The 14,702-nt window shown below is 60.7% G+C and carries 14 protein-coding genes and 3 pseudogenes; 15 read left to right on the forward strand and 2 right to left on the reverse strand.

Annotated features, from left to right (window positions below; all coding sequences use genetic code 11):
- Positions 1-105: 105 nt before the first annotated feature.
- The 3 genes and pseudogenes from M0954_RS30330 to M0954_RS07970 form a co-directional block, all read left to right on the forward strand.
- A pseudogene (locus tag M0954_RS30330) lies at positions 106-261 on the forward strand (filamentous haemagglutinin family protein); the annotation flags it as partial.
- A gap of 40 nt (positions 262-301) precedes the next feature.
- A pseudogene (locus M0954_RS07965) lies at positions 302-721 on the forward strand (filamentous haemagglutinin family protein); the annotation flags it as partial.
- Between the two features lie 348 nt (positions 722-1,069).
- Entirely contained in the window at positions 1,070-1,246 is a 177-nt protein-coding gene (locus M0954_RS07970; protein ID WP_297352548.1) for a filamentous haemagglutinin family protein, read from the forward strand.
- A 10-nt stretch (positions 1,247-1,256) separates the two neighbouring features.
- Here M0954_RS07970 and M0954_RS07975 read toward each other — a convergent pair whose 3' ends face one another.
- Both M0954_RS07975 and M0954_RS07980 read right to left on the reverse strand, forming a co-directional pair.
- Positions 1,257-1,568 (reverse strand): hypothetical protein, encoded by a 312-nt coding sequence (locus tag M0954_RS07975; protein WP_297352523.1) that lies wholly within the window; start codon positions 1,566-1,568, stop codon positions 1,257-1,259.
- 34 nt (positions 1,569-1,602) lie between these two features.
- The gene (locus tag M0954_RS07980; protein WP_297352524.1) at positions 1,603-1,827 is read right to left on the reverse strand and encodes a hypothetical protein; all 225 of its coding nucleotides are present in this window, start codon (positions 1,825-1,827) and stop codon (positions 1,603-1,605) included.
- Positions 1,828-2,887: 1,060 nt separating this feature from the next.
- Here M0954_RS07980 and M0954_RS07985 point away from each other — a divergent pair.
- The 12 genes and pseudogenes from M0954_RS07985 to M0954_RS08040 all read left to right on the forward strand — a co-directional run.
- On the forward strand, positions 2,888-4,066 hold the full coding sequence (locus M0954_RS07985; protein WP_297352526.1) for a TIGR03032 family protein: 1,179 nt from the start codon (positions 2,888-2,890) through the stop codon (positions 4,064-4,066).
- Positions 4,050-4,730: an adenylyl-sulfate kinase gene (gene cysC / locus M0954_RS07990; protein ID WP_297352528.1), complete on the forward strand. Its 681-nt coding sequence runs from the start codon at positions 4,050-4,052 to the stop codon at positions 4,728-4,730. The genes M0954_RS07985 and cysC overlap by 17 nt, the downstream gene beginning before the upstream one ends.
- 169 nt (positions 4,731-4,899) lie before the next feature.
- Positions 4,900-6,510, forward strand: a complete 1,611-nt coding sequence (locus M0954_RS07995) for a ShlB/FhaC/HecB family hemolysin secretion/activation protein (protein ID WP_297352530.1) — start codon at positions 4,900-4,902, stop codon at positions 6,508-6,510.
- A gap of 109 nt (positions 6,511-6,619) precedes the next feature.
- Positions 6,620-8,422 (forward strand): DUF2341 domain-containing protein, encoded by a 1,803-nt coding sequence (locus tag M0954_RS08000; RefSeq protein WP_297352532.1) that lies wholly within the window; start codon positions 6,620-6,622, stop codon positions 8,420-8,422.
- Positions 8,423-8,455: 33 nt separating this feature from the next.
- Entirely contained in the window at positions 8,456-8,866 is a 411-nt protein-coding gene (locus M0954_RS08005; protein ID WP_297352534.1) for a biopolymer transporter ExbD, read from the forward strand.
- 9 nt (positions 8,867-8,875) lie between these two features.
- Entirely contained in the window at positions 8,876-9,598 is a 723-nt protein-coding gene (locus tag M0954_RS08010; protein ID WP_297352536.1) for an energy transducer TonB, read from the forward strand.
- Between the two features lie 71 nt (positions 9,599-9,669).
- A complete protein-coding gene (locus M0954_RS08015; protein ID WP_297352538.1) occupies positions 9,670-11,508 on the forward strand; it encodes a putative porin in 1,839 nt (612 codons plus the stop codon).
- Positions 11,509-11,516: 8 nt separating this feature from the next.
- A complete protein-coding gene (locus tag M0954_RS08020; RefSeq protein ID WP_297352540.1) occupies positions 11,517-12,230 on the forward strand; it encodes a hypothetical protein in 714 nt (237 codons plus the stop codon).
- Between the two features lie 26 nt (positions 12,231-12,256).
- Entirely contained in the window at positions 12,257-12,814 is a 558-nt protein-coding gene (locus M0954_RS08025; RefSeq protein ID WP_297352542.1) for a YbjN domain-containing protein, read from the forward strand.
- Positions 12,811-13,314, forward strand: coding sequence for a hypothetical protein (locus M0954_RS08030; protein WP_297352544.1), 504 nt, complete (start codon positions 12,811-12,813; stop codon positions 13,312-13,314). Before M0954_RS08025 ends, M0954_RS08030 begins: the two co-directional genes overlap by 4 nt.
- 69 nt (positions 13,315-13,383) lie before the next feature.
- Positions 13,384-14,274 carry a peptidylprolyl isomerase gene (locus tag M0954_RS08035; RefSeq protein WP_297352546.1) on the forward strand — a complete coding sequence of 297 codons (891 nt, stop codon included), beginning with the start codon at positions 13,384-13,386 and terminating at the stop codon, positions 14,272-14,274.
- Positions 14,275-14,319: 45 nt separating this feature from the next.
- Positions 14,320-14,702 (forward strand): annotated as a pseudogene (locus M0954_RS08040) (hypothetical protein); the annotation flags it as partial.

Here is a 14,702-nt window from a genome sequence, read left to right on the forward strand (position 1 = left end):
GGGACGCAAGGCATTTTGACGCTCGAACAAGGCAACGTCGATATCTTTATCGACCAGAGCCTGCTGCTGGCACAAAGCCGCGTCTTCACCGAGCAGGGCGGCGGCATGACGATCTGGAGTTCGAACGGCGACATCAATGCCGGCAAGGGCTCGACATCGTCGGCGGATGTGCCGGCGCCCGAGTATGTATGCGACGCGAACCACTACTGCACGGTGGATGCCAAGGGCGAAGTCACCGGGGCCGGCATTGCCACTTTGCAAACATACCCGGCGCGCCGCCGGGCGATGACGGGGCACAGTCGATGCGGGCGCGGCCGGCATTCGGGTGTCGGGCAACCTGAACGTGGCGGCGCTGCACGTTGCGAACGTCGACAACATTCAAGTGCAGGGCAAGTCGACCGGCATTCCGGTGACAGCGGCAGTCGACACGGGTGCCTTGACGGCAGGCAGCGCCGCGGCCTCGGCGGTGACGCAGATGGCGCAGACTCTCGTCAAGAGCAATGCCTCAGGGGTGCCGCAGTGTCATTGGATCATCACGGTGCAGGTCGAGTGTTTTGGCGATTCGGGGGACGGCGATGACGACAACAAGAAGGGCAAAAAAGTGTCAGCCACCTACCGCCCCCTGAGTCCGGTGGCGGTGTTGGGGTTCGGCGGCGTTGGCCGCACACAGAGTACTTACCTGACCGAGGAGGAACGCAGCGAGCTGGGATTCAAGCATTAAAGCGGGCTCGTCGCGTACCGCTCGGAACCGGCGAGCGCTATGAACGTTTGCATTTTCCGTACGTTGCGATGAAGCTTAATGAGCATCGTAGGTAAAAAATGGCACATCTCTTGGTTTTTGGAATCGGTGGCGCCTTGGTGCAAAGCTTGCGAGAGCGAGCAGGGGCACTGGGTCGCAGTGCCGAGCCATTTATTTGATCAGTGAAAGAGATATTGGTGTCGTAGCGTAGCCAATGCATTGACGTCGAAATCTTCCTTCAACCGGCGCGAGACTGGCGAATGCACGGGCTTAGGCTGGGACGCTCAACAGCGGCGTTGTCCAGGCAACGTGCGCCATATCGTCATTGAGGTGTCGGGCGCAGGCATCGAGACACTGCAGTCGCTTGCGGACGTGCCACTCGGCGACGCCAACCTGATCGCGCCGCGCGGCACCGTCGACGCAGGTGCGAGGGGCATCCGCGTGTCTGGCAACTTGAACGTTGTGGCCTTGCTAGGCTTGGCCCCGTGCGTTACCGTTTGCGCTTGAATCGATCGCGCTACGCCTCAAAGGCGGACCACGCATGCAGCACGCTAGCATGCGCAAAGGACACGATGCCGAAAGCTGCAGTTAAGGCCGCGGTCCATACGAGCGGGCTGGGCGTACCCACGGCCGAGGCGAGCGGCGCTGCAAAATCTTGCAGGATGCCAGTGCTCCAGGCCAGTAGCAGGAACAGCACGCTACCCGAAAACACACATACGCCGAAGTAATGCAGCGCCAGTCGCCTGTATCCCGTGAAAGGCCGGCGATGATGGCGCTGGTTGGTATGCAGGATCGCCACGGCATTCGTGACGGCGACGATGGCCATCATCGCCGGCCAGAAGAATGGCTGATCGCTGTGCGAATTAATGAGCAGAAAAATACCTGTCGCCCAGAATGTCGGGGCGAGCAGGGTGACCGTAGCTCAGGAGAGGGCCTGCCACGCCAGCCAGGGTGTGTGCCATAGCAGGGGGCTCGGACACGAAGGCATGACGCCGTGCGCCGCCCATGTGAACTACCTCCATCCGGTGATCGGCCATGGCGGCTACCCGCTCGTCCAGCCGCCGGAACGTCGTAGTAGTCATCGACATGGAACTCCCTTCTTTCGTTGGTGGCCGGAACACGCCCGCATCATTCATATGATCGGACTCAAAAGTGGTGCGTTCCGGATCATCAATGTGTCATGCCAATCTGCATGCCTCTTACTGTCAAGACGTTTCGAGAGGCCGCATACCGCACAACGGGACGACAATTGTTCTCTGAGGTCCCTTGCCTGTGATTGATGCGTAGTGAGCAATGTGCATTGCCGCACGCATTACGCTCACAGAAGTGACTTTCCACGACTCAACTGTGTCCACGATGCCTTAGTGCAACGAGTTTGAGTCTCGTGAGACTGAGGAAATCGAGCGCCAAAGAGAATGTTGCGGAACATCTGAAGCGATGCTGTTGGCCCACCGCGTCGCATTGGCGGTCGGGCGCGTTGGCTCATGGTCACAAGTCTGAATTATTGGTGAAACTCGGTTCATGAAATTGACATGCTGTGGAGTGATGTTCAGGGATCGCTTCCCATGCCCGTGTAGCGCGATGGAGAGGGAGTCTCGACGCGCCCGGGCCCTTTATCGAGTCCGGTGTGCCGAGCGAAAAACTCGGATAGACACGCCATTTTTTCTTTCGGCGGGCGCTCATTCCTCGGCGCAGGCACGATATTCGAAGGCTGTTCACGAACGTGCGCCTGTTCGGGCCATCTGTGGCGCGAGAAAGTGTGCGGTATTTGGTGATTCATTTCGTCTGTATAGGTAGGAGGCTGGATTCGTTCTCGATCGTATCCGTTTCCTAGTCTGGCTCATTTCTGGAGTATGACCGCAGGCGCCCGTCTGAGCGATAAGTGACCCGTTCCGGGCGGCACGAATCGACAGCGCACGAGTGCTTGGACTCTTTGCCCAGTGTTGCAGGAGCGTAGTTCGCGACAGAATTTGCTCGGAAATAGAGGTCAGGTGACCCGCCCGTTGATACGGTGGCTGACCAGATGGAGCGGGATTGGCCCTTCTGTGCCCGCGGATGTTGTTCCCCCGGTCCGCAGCACAGTCTTTTTATCGCATGGCCGCGTGTCTCCCGCAGATGGGAGCTGGTGGATTTTGAAGGACAAGGGACGTGGAGCAGGTTCAGGCCAGCGGATCGGTAAGCACATTGCAATCGGAGGGCGAGGATGTTGTGCCGTCCACGAACACAGACGAGGCGTGGTCGCCCCTTATCAACCTGCGCGATACGGGCCGCTTTCTGCCGGTGCTGGAAGCGCTTAAATGCACGCTGGCCCTCAGTCGACGTCCATCGGGCGTGGCGCTACTGGGTGTAGAAAACGGTATCCCGACGCTGTCGGCGTGTTTGTTGCCGCGCTCGATGGGGCTCGCAGTCTCGGGCAATCGCCTTGCGATCGCGACGATCCACGAGCTCATGATTTTCGCAAACGTGCCGTCGCTGGCCACACTGTATCCGGCCCGGCCAAATTACTACGATGCGGTCTTCGTGCCGCGCATTTCGCACTACACGGGTGATCTCGATCTGCACGACATGGCGTTCGATAAGCAGATTGTGCTCGCAGTGAACACGCGATATTCCTGCATCAGTGTCATCGATGGGTATTTCAATTTCACGCCGATTTGGCAGCCACCGTTCGTGACGGAGGTTGGGCCGGACGACCGGTGTCACCTGAACGGCATGGCGTTTCATGACGGCAAAGTGAAGTACGCGACAGCACTGGGGCAAACGAATACGCCCTTTGGGTGGCGCGGAGGGATGGCCGAGGACGGCATCGTGATGGAAGTGCCATCGGGACGTGTGGTCGCCTCTGGCCTGTCCATGCCGCACTCGCCGCGTGTGATCGGTGGTCAGCTATATGTGCTCGAAGGTGGCCGTGGCCAGTTGCTCAAAATCGACCCGCTCACGGGCAGCAAAACGGTCGTGGCAAAGCTGCCAGGCTTTACCCATGGCCTCGTCGAATACGGTGGCGTGCTGTTCATTGGCCTGTCGAAGCTGCGTGACAAGCGTGGCCCGCAGGGACTGCCAATCGAAGCGGAACACGACAAGCTGGTGGCCGGTGTCGCAGCCGTTGAAGCGAGCAGCGGCACCGTTCTGGGCATTCTGGAGTTCTACAACGGTGTCGACGAGATTTTCGATGTGCAGGTGATGCCAGACATCCTGCGTGCGGAAATTCTCAACCCGCGCCAATGGGCTGAAACCCCGTCCATCGTCACGATGAAAGGTGGCTTCTGGCAGACGAAGCCCACTGAGGAGGATGAAAGCAATGCAAATGCTAATGAAGCAGGTCACTGAGCCTGCCACACGGAAGTCAGAGCATCCAGTCGCTGCCGATACCCCATATGCCCCGTCACGGAGCTATAGGCGGCCCGTACAGGAGGGTGGTGTCGTCTGGCTCACGGGCCTTTCTGGCGCCGGTAAATCCACATTGGCTGGCGCCGTCGCCAGCATCCTGACCTCGCACGGCATGCGCTCTGCCGTCCTCGATGGCGATGTACTGCGGTGCGGGCTGAACCGCGATCTCGGATTTTCCGCGCCGGATCGCGAAGAGAACATGCGGCGAACGGGGGAAGTGGCGGCGCTTTTTGCGAACGAGGGATTGATCGCGATCGTCGCGCTGATTTCGCCGCTCGCTGCATTGCGCGCCCAGGTTCGAGAGATAGTGGGTAATCGCTTCCGAGAGGTATACGTGAAGGCGAGTGTCGAAACGTGTGAAGCGCGGGATCCGAAAGGGCTGTATGGCAAGGCGCGGCGCGGCGAACTGCTTGATTTCACCGGTGTATCGGCACCCTATGAACCGCCTCTGCACGCAGACTGGATTGTCGACACGGAGACCCAAACGGTCGGACAGTGCATCACGCAACTGGCGAATTATGTGGAGTGTCAATTCGTGGCGAGCTGGGACACCCGGGAAAGACGCGTTCCCTCGCGTGGGGTGCATACCACGGATCTGATCTAGAACGCCGCCTGTTGCATTTCCGTGCCGTGGATACGTAATAGGTAATTAGGAATACGTAGTGAATTCACATGAATGACTTTAATGGCGTGTATAGCGAGCGCCCCAGTGATCAATCAACGAAGCGCTGACGATGTCAGGCAATAAAGGGGAATGGCGCATGACGCCAGGAATGATCGGGGAATCAGAAAGCCGGGTCGGGCGATGTCTGGCGAGTGCGCTGCTGATCAGTGGCATGACGCTCGCGATCGGGGCACGTGCCCAGAGTGCTGCGCCAACAGCGACACACAGCGAACCGTCTAGCTTTGACGTGAACGAATTTATCGTTCGAGGCAATACCACGTTGCCGAGCCTTGATATCGAGAAGGCCGTTTATCCGTTTGAAGGTCCAGGTCGCTCGCTTGACGACGTGAACGCGGCGCGCGATGCGCTGCAGAAGGTCTACCAGGATAAAGGCTACCAGTCGGTCGTGGTTGAGCTGCCGCAGCAGCAGGTCAAGGACGGCATCATCTATCTGCAGGTGGTTGAAGCCAAAGTGGGTCGGCTACGCGTGGACGGTGCGAAATACAATTCGCCGGAGCTCATTCGCGAAGCCGTGCCGGCCCTCGCTGAAGGCACGGTTCCTGATTTCACAGCAGCGCAGGCGCAGCTGACGGATCTGAACAAATCGCCCGATCGGCAGGTGGTGCCCGTACTCAAACCGGGTACCTTGCCGCAGACGGTTGACGTCGACCTGAAAGTGGACGACCAGAACCCGGCACACGGCAGCCTCGAGGTGAACAACGACCAGAGCCCGGACACGTCAGTGTTGCGCACGGTCGCGTCACTCAGCTACTCGAACCTCTGGCAGCTTGGGCACGTGATCTCGGGCAGTTTCCTGCTCGCGCCGCAGCACCCGCAGGATGCTGAGGTCTATTCGTTCTCATACTTGGCGCCGCTCCAGGGCACGAACTGGAGCCTGCTTGGTACCCTGTACCACTCGAACAGTAATGTGGCATCGCTGGGCGGTACCAACGTGTTGGGTAAGGGGACGTCGTTTGGCCTCCAGGCCATCTATGCGCTGCCGTCGACCGATACGTATTCCCAGACAGTGAGTGTCGAGATCGACCGCAAGCACTTCGACGAGAACGACACGGTCGCGGGCCAGACAACCGAAGCGCCGCTGACCTATGTGCCGGTGACGCTTGCCTACAACGGCCAGTTGAATCGAAAGGACTCGCAGACGTCGTTCTCCGCATCGGTCACGGCCGGTACGCGCGGCACGGGCAGCAACGCCGACGCGTTCGACAACAAACGCTTTGATGCCACATCGGACTTTATCTACGGCAAGTTCGACATCAATCACACCCAGGACTTTGACCACGACATTCAGTTCAATGGTCACGTCACCGCGCAGTTCGCGAACTCACCGCTCGTGTCGAGCGAGCAGTTTGCAGCAGGCGGCATCAATACGGTGCGCGGCTATCTTGAAGCTGAAGACACGGCCGACAGCGGCGTGATCGGCACCGTGGAGTTGAGCAGTCCGTCGATTGCGAAATACGTCGACAGCGTGGTCAATGAGTGGCGCTTTCACGCGTTTTTCGATGCGGCGCACCTATGGCTGCTGAGCCCACTGCCTGAGCAGACCGCCAGCTTCAACATGCTCAGCGCCGGGCTGGGCACGCGCATCCAGCTTTTCAAATACACGAGTGCGGCGCTTGAGATGGGAATTCCGCTGAAGGCAGCGACCTTCACGAGGGCATACAACCCGCGTTTCGATTTCTACGTAAGAGCCAGTTTCTGATCGACTTTTAAATGCTATGCGCCGGCACGGCACGTGAACTGTGCCGCCGGCTTATCGGGGGGAATGGACTGTGAAGCGAGCATTGTTTCTTTTACTGACGGCAGCATGTATGTGGCTGCCGGGCGTGGCGAATGCGTGGTGGCAGAACGACTGGTCGTATCGTAAGGCGATCACGATCGACACGACGCCCAAGGGGGGCAACGTGGCCGAGTCGGTCGGTCGTGTGCCGCTGCTCATCCGCCTGCATTCGGGCAACTTCCAGTTCGATGGTCTGCAAGACAACGGAGCGGATATCCGGTTCGTCGCCGGGGACGACAAGACGCCACTCAACTACCACATCGAGCAGTATGACCCGGTGCTGGGCGTGGCACTGATATGGGTCGATATCTCGCAGTTCCCGGCGGGTGCGGCGCAAAACATCTGGATGTACTACGGCAACAAGAAGGCGCCGGATGGTGGCAAGGCCGCGGAGACGTTTGACCCGGACTACACCCTGGTCTACCACTTCAATGACGCAGTGGGCACGCCACCAAAGGACGTCACCGCCTATGGCAACCACGCGCAGAGTGCGCCTGCGCGGGTTGCGGAAGACGGCATCATCGGCCGCGCGGCGGCATTTAACGGGGCCACGCCGCTGATATTGCCGGCGACCCCGTCCCTCGCGCTTAGCGCTGGCGGTAGTTTCACGTTCAGCGCCTGGGTCAAGTCCGATGCGCCTGGCTCAAAAGTGCTGCTCTACAGCCGTCGTGATGGCGCCAATGCGCTGCTGATCGGGCTGGACAACGGCGCGCCGTTTGCCGAAGCCGACGCAGGCACCTCTGTGGTGCGCACACCGGCCGCATCGCCGGTTGCCGCCAATCAGTGGACCTATGTCGCAGTCACTGCGGACGGCAAGAACCTCACGCTCTATGTGGGTGGTAAGCGGGTCTCGCAGGTAGCGGCGACGCTGCCCGCATTGAACACGGCAAGCGCGATCGGTGGTGACGTCGCCGGTGCTGGGGCCGCAACGGCGGCACCGGCTAGCAGCGCTGCCGCATCCGCTGCCATTAGCTTCGGCGCTTTCTCCGGTGAGATGGATGAACTGCGTGTGTCGAAGGTGGCGCGCTCTGCTGCGCTCATCGAGCTAGACGCAATGAGCCAGGGCGCCGAGTCGAAATTGCTTGCCTATGGTGCTGACGAAAAGCAGTCCGGTTTCGGCTTTGGCTACTTTGGCGTGATCGTCAAGTCGGTGACGATTGATGCATGGGTGGTCATTGGCATCCTGCTCTTCATGGCGGCCATCTCCTGGGTCGTGATGTGGAACAAGGCCGTCTATGTCGGTGCGGTTGACAAGGCCAATGGCTTCTTTGTGCGGCGCTTCCGTGAAGTAGCGGGCAAACACCTGGTGGGGCTCGCTCACACCGACGAGCGCTCCGATGAGGGCCGCCGCCTGCGCCAGTCGTCGCTCTACCGGCTCTACCAGGCGGGCGTGTCGGAAATCCATAGTCGTGTCGATAAGGCCGGCCGCACCGTGATCACCGCCGAATCGATCGAAGCCATCCGCGCGACGATGGATGCAACCCTGGTGCGCGAAAACCAACGCTTATCGAAATCGATGGTGCTGCTCACCATCGCGATCTCGGGCGGCCCGTTCCTCGGCCTGCTCGGGACCGTTGTCGGGGTGATGATCACGTTCGCCGCGATTGCCGCTGCTGGCGACGTGAACGTCAATGCGATCGCCCCGGGTATCGCTGCCGCCCTGCTCGCTACCGTCACGGGTCTGTTTGTCGCGATCCCGGCGCTCTTTGGCTACAACTACCTCCTGATCCGCAATAAAAACGTGACAGCGAACATGCAGGTGTTTGTTGATGAATTCGTCACGCGCCTCGCCGAAGCCCATCGCAACCCGGACCACGCGCTGGCCGGGAATTGAGTCAGAAGGGACTGAGATAAAGGGGAATGCGCCATGCGAGTTCAGGACGAAGAGAAGCCTTACGACGACATCAACATCACACCGATGCTCGATCTCGCGTATGTGCTGCTGATCATTTTCATCATCATGACGACCGCCTCGGTGCAGGGCATCAAGGTCGATTTACCTAAGGCGAGCTCCTCGGCGAGTCTGGCAAAACCCCAGACGAAGGCGATCACTGTGTCCGATTCGGGCCAGATCTTTCTGGATGCGTATCCAGTCTCGATGACCGAACTCGAGGACCGGCTGCGCACGGCGAAGGCACTGAACCCGGAGTTTCCTATCGTGCTGAAAGGAGATTCCACTGTCGCCTACCAGAAGGTGATGGACGTGCTCGATCTGCTGCGTCGCCTTGAGCTGTCCCAGGTAGGTCTGGTGACGGGCAAGGCCCCTCAGGGCGGCTAGAGGACAGCCATGCAGATGACATATCACAACGGTCGCGGGGACGATCCGGACGGCGAGGGCAGCAGTTGGCTCCGCTGGCTGAGGCCAGCCATCGCGGGGCTGGTGTTGCTCGGTGGGGTCGCACTTCTCTGGCATTTCGCGAGCGACACCGCGGGCGTGAAGCGCGTGGAGGCGCCGCAGGTGACGACTGTCATACCGTTGCCACCGCCTCCGCCGCCCCCACCGCCGAAGCAGAAGCCGCCTCCGGAAAAGACCCTTGATGACGTGAAAACGCCGGTCGAGAAACCCACCGTCGCTCCGAAGCCGTCCGAGGCACCGAAGCCGTCGGACAACCAGCCGAAACAGGTGACGATGAACGCGCCGGCGCAGGCCGGCACGGACAGCTTCAACATCGGCGCCGGAGACGGCACGGGCATGGCCGGAAGTGGAGGGGGAGGCAAGTTCGGCAACGCGAGCTACGCGCAATACATGGTCTACACGCTGCAGCGAGCGATCGAGGCGGACAAGCGGGTACAGGATGCGGGCGGGATGCGTTTCGCGGGCAGCTTGAATCTCTGGATGGACCCTACGGGTCGCATAACGAAAGTGGCGATCCAGCAATCGACAGGCGATGCAAAGCTCGATGAGGCCGTAGTGAGCGCTGTCGAAACGCTGGGTCGGGTGGATGAGCCTCCGCCGCCGGCAACGGTGTTCCCGAAGCTTGTCAAGTTACAGGGGCGCCAACCGGGTTAGGCAGGAACCGAATAGGTCCGCCAGCCCGGCAGTGCCGGTTAACAAAAATCAGCGGTTAAGTGGAGAATCGAATGATCCAGAAGATGAAGATACGGGGTGGTGGCTACGAAGGGGGAGCCCACTTCCGGGGTAAGCGGACGAGTCTTGCGGTACTGATCATGGGCATCGCGTGTTCGGCGGGTGCGCAGGCCCAGTCGCTCGACACCCAGGCTCAGGCGCAAGGAACAGCCGCTGCAGGCGCCAGTGCGGCGGCGCCGAGCGAGAGCACGGTGATCAACCTGATCAATCTCCTTGTCAAGCGCGGCGTGCTCACACAGGCCAATGCCAACGACCTGATTCACGAAGCGCAGACCGAGGCCGCGCAGGCGAGGGCGACCGCTTCGGCGGCAGCGCGGCCTGCAGCGCCGATGGTGGTCAACGGTCAGACTCAGCCGGGCGACGTCGCCGTGCCGTATGTGCCGCAGGTGGTGCGTGACCAGATTCGCGATCAGGTGAAGCAGGAGGTCGTGGCGCAGGCCAAGGCCGAGAACTGGGCGCAACCGAACACCTTCCCGGATTGGGTATCACGCATCACGGTAACCGGCGATATGCGCGTGCGTGACGAGTTCAACTTCTTTTCACCGCGCAACGTCACCGGTCTGACAAACTTCGCCGCGATCAATTCAGGTAGCCCGTTCGATATCAACCCGAACACCGGTACAAGCGCGCCGCCAACCTTGAATACGACACAGGATCGGGCGAACGAGCTCAGCATTCGGGCCCGTCTCGGGGTGAGCGCGGTGATCTCGGATCAGATCACCGCTGGCTTGCAACTGGCCAGCGGCAACGACAATGGTCCAGTGTCGACTACGGGGTTGCTCGGCGGGGGCTTCGCCAAAGAAGATATCTGGCTGAACCAGGCTTATATCAAATACTCACCCGTGCCGTGGGCGAATATCACCGCAGGCCGTTTCGACAATCCGTTCTTCTCGTCAGACCTGCTGTTCTCGAATGACCTGGAGTTTGACGGAGTTGCCGCGAACTTCCGACGCGAGTTGCCGGGTAGTCACGGCGTGACGTTGTTCGGTACGGTGGGTGCCTTCCCGATCCAATACAGCAGTGATGGGTTCCTCGCCAACAACCAAGGCCAGGCGGATGGCGCGACGAAATGGATGACCGGTGCTCAGTTCGGGGCCGAATGGAAGATCAACGAGGACAACAAGGTCAGGGGCGCGATTGCGTACTACGACTTCATGAATCTGAAGGGCCAGTTGTCATCACCATGTGCGCTGTACCTGGGGGCTACGAGCTGCAGTACCGACAATGACGCACCGGCCTTCATGCAGAAGGGCAATACGCTGATCGCGCTGCGCAACGTGTTGCCGAACCCGAATCTCGCGCCAGGCGATACGCCGGACCCGCAGTTCTTTGGGCTCGCGTACAACTTCCGCCTGTTCGACGCGAAGCTGGAGTGGGACACGAAGGTGGCGGATCGCTACAAGCTGCGGCTTGACGGCGAGTACGTGGATAACCTCGCCTTCAACTCGAACACTGCGTTTGGCACGCCTTCCACGCCAGTGAACAACTTCAACAACGCGAGTTCGTCCAGCACGGTCACCCAGGCGGACTACAAGAGCGGTGGAAGTGGCTACATGTTGAAGGCGACAGTCGGTGACCCGGAGACGGTCAACCGGGGTGACTGGAACGTCTCGCTGACCTACAAGTATCTGGAACCGGACGCCGTGCTTGATGCGTTCACTGATCCGGACTTCGATCTCGGTGGCACCAATGCGAAGGGTTACATCATAGGTGTGGAATATGCGGTGGCACAAAATGCGTGGCTACAGGCGCGCTATCTGAGCGCGCGGGAAGTGTACGGGCCGCCCCTGTCGATCGATGTGCTGCAGCTTGAGCTCAATGCGCGTTTCTGAGGCCTTTCATGAAAAAGACACGAATTCATCGAGCGGTGCTGGCGGGCGTGATGACGGCGGGGTTCGTGGCGGCGGTGGGCGTCGCGACTCCGGCGTCCGCACAAAGCATCGAGGACAAGTTGCGCACGCAACTGCGCACGACCACGCAGCAACTGCGCGAGGTGCAAGACACACAGGCGCAGTTGCAGTCGGACAAAACGGCAGCCGAGCAGCAGCGTGACAAAGCGCTGGCGGATCTGAAGCAGGCACGGGCCGATCTGGAAGCGGCCAAGGGTAAGTCCAGTACCGAGGTGTCTGCCCAGCGTTCGTTGGCGGCGGAGAAGGCGGGCCGTGCGCAGGATGATCAGCAGTTGGCTAAATTCAAGTCGGCTTACGAGGATCTGCTCGCGCTGTCGCGTTCACGGGATGCCGAGCACACGCAATTGCAGACCTCGCTCAAAGCGCAGCAGACCCAGCTAGAGACGTGCGAGGCGAAGAACGCCGAACTGTATCAAGTGGGGCACGACGTCCTGGATGAGTACGAGCACGTCGGGGTGGGAACATTCCTGAAGTCGCGTGAGCCTTTCGCGCAAAACACACGCGTGAGATATGACCTGATCGCGCAGGACTATGGTGACAAGCTGTACGCCGGGAAATTCGATCCGCGCGCCACGCCACCCGCGGCGGCCCCGATGTTCGCGGCATCTGGAACGGCAGGCGCTGCGCCTGGCGTATCGAAATAATCCAATCCATTCAGAGGAACACGAACATGTCAGACAAAGACACGAATGCGCTGAAAACGAATACTGCAGTCGCGCTCATTGAGACCGTGGAAGTCGATCAACTGGCCGACATCCTGAAAGCGTCGGGTTATCGCGTGACGCCCGCTGAGCAGAATGGCCGCACTCAGTTGATGAGCGCAAGCCAGGGAGTGGGTTTTGCAGTGCGCTTCGGCAATGCCGTGCCCGGTACCGACGCGTATATCGACTACACGTTGAGTTGCGCCGTGCAAGTTCAAGGCGAATTGCCCGTCGATCTGGTGCCGAGCTGGAACCGCACAAAGCGTTTCGCGCGTCTGTCTGCGCAGGCGCAGTTTCTGGTGCTAGAAATGGACGTGATAGTGGGTGGCGGCGTGGCCGAGCGGCATCTGCGTTCGATGACGGAATTGTGGGACCGGTTAATTCAGGAGTTCCTGCTGCACTTGCGCAACCGACCGGCGATGGCGGCGGCGGAACAGGCCGCCGTGCTGGCACCCATCGTGCCGGAAGCTCATGTAGAGAGCGATCGCGACGCGGGCGCCGATCCCGTTGGCGCGACGATGCAATGAGTCGTGGACTCAGGCTCCGCGCATGGGGAGCCGCGCTGCTTGCACTCTCGGGGAGTTTCTGGGTCGGCGGCACGCGTGCCGAGCCCGTCATGGCCGATCAGGCGCCGCAGGCGTGGATTGACTATGCACAGCTCGTTTCGCAGCGCTTGCAGGGTGCGCTTGCGGGAGACAGCGAACCGGCGCAGCGCTTTGCTGAGTTCTTTAGGCACTGGGCCGTGACAGATGCAGATACGGGCTTGGACGCGAGCGTTGGTGCAGGCCCGCTCTCAGACGCGTTACCCTCGCCAGAGGGCGACGCGTTCGATGCGCCGACGCTGAGGGTCAGGGTCTGGCTGGATCGTATCGGCCACGTGGCTCGCGTCGAGTTTGACCCGGTCGATGACGATCGCGCGGGTTCGGACCTGCGGGCGTTGCTGTTGGCGCAGACGGTGGGCAGGGCGCCTCCACGTCGGATGAGGCAGCCCGTGATCGTGCGTTTGGCATTGAGGGCGGAGCTATAAAAAGACATGTGCGGAAATCGTGTTTTGTCGAATTTGTTGAAGGTCAATCATGCAGTGGGAGTCAGGAAGATGAAGAAGCTTGTCATCGCGGTGAGTAGTTTTGTATTGGGTTTGCCGATGAGCGCTTATGCTCAGAGCACTGTCGTGACCCATTCGGGCCAAGCGTCGGTAACGCAGGCGGATGTCACTGCAATCCTGAAATCGCTAAGCCCCGAGGTCCGGGTGCGACTGGCGGGCGATCCGGCGAAGCTGGACCAGCTGGTGCGTAGTCGCCTGGCCGTCACGGCAGTGCTGGCCGAGGCCAGCGCAAAAGGTTGGGACAAACAGCCGCAGGTCCAAGCGATGATTGAGGAGGCGCGTCGCGACGTGGTGATGCGCAGCTACCTGGCGTCGATCAGTACGCCGTCCCCGGACTACCCCTCTGATACGGAAGTTCAGGCGGCGTATGACCAGAACAAGGCGGCCCTGACGGTGCCACGTACGTTGCGTCTGGCGCAGATTTATATTGCAACGGCGCCAAATGCAGACGCAGCCACACTTGATCTGGCGCGCAAGCGGGCGGCCGACCTGGCCCATCAGGCACGTGAATCGGGAGCAGATTTCGCTGCACTAGCGAAAGCGAATTCACAGGACAAGCCCAGCGCGGCAAACGGGGGCGACATGGGATTCATGGCCGACACCGCCCTCGTGCCGGAGATTCGTAAGGCAGTCGACGGAATGAAAGCGGGGGAGGTGGCGGGGCCAATCCAGACAACGGCCGGGTTTCACGTAATCAAGCTCGTAGACACGCATCCGGCGGGCGTGCGCGCTCTGGCTGACGTGAAGGAACAGATTCGCGCGGAACTGAAGCAACAGCGCGCGCAGCAAAACGCTCAAGCCTACATGGCCAAGCTGGCGGGTCCGGGCGCAGCCACAATCGATGAAGCGGCGCTGAGCAAGGCCGTGGACGCGGCCCAGTGAGTGCGGCACGGTAACAGAGGCGCGAATCAATTGACGAGGCATGGTGTGGACAGCGAGCAGTATCCGCCAGGGGAGCGGACTCTTGATGTGGACGCTTACCTGGCGAGAAGCGGCATCGATGGCGCTTCTCGCTCGGATGAAGCCGCTACTGCGACGTACCTGCCGGTGAGGTGCCCGGTCTGCTTTGGCGAACTCGCGTCGACCCTGGAGCCGGGCGACGCCGCGCGGCACTTCTTCCATCGGTGGACGGGGGACGACGCGCGATGTGCCCTCACGACATTGTCGTATCAGCCCGAGGGCATGAGCGTGCGCCATCTTCGCGATGTCGAGACCGCCTTGCGGCATCGCAAGGCATTCTTCGTTAGCTGGCAGCGTCACTACGCTGTCATGCGACAGCTCGCACCCGCGCTCTCACTAGGACGCTTCAC

Origin of the sequence: Paraburkholderia sp., from assembly GCF_026225065.1 — a bacterium.
Classification (GTDB): Bacteria; Pseudomonadota; Gammaproteobacteria; order Burkholderiales; family Burkholderiaceae; genus Paraburkholderia.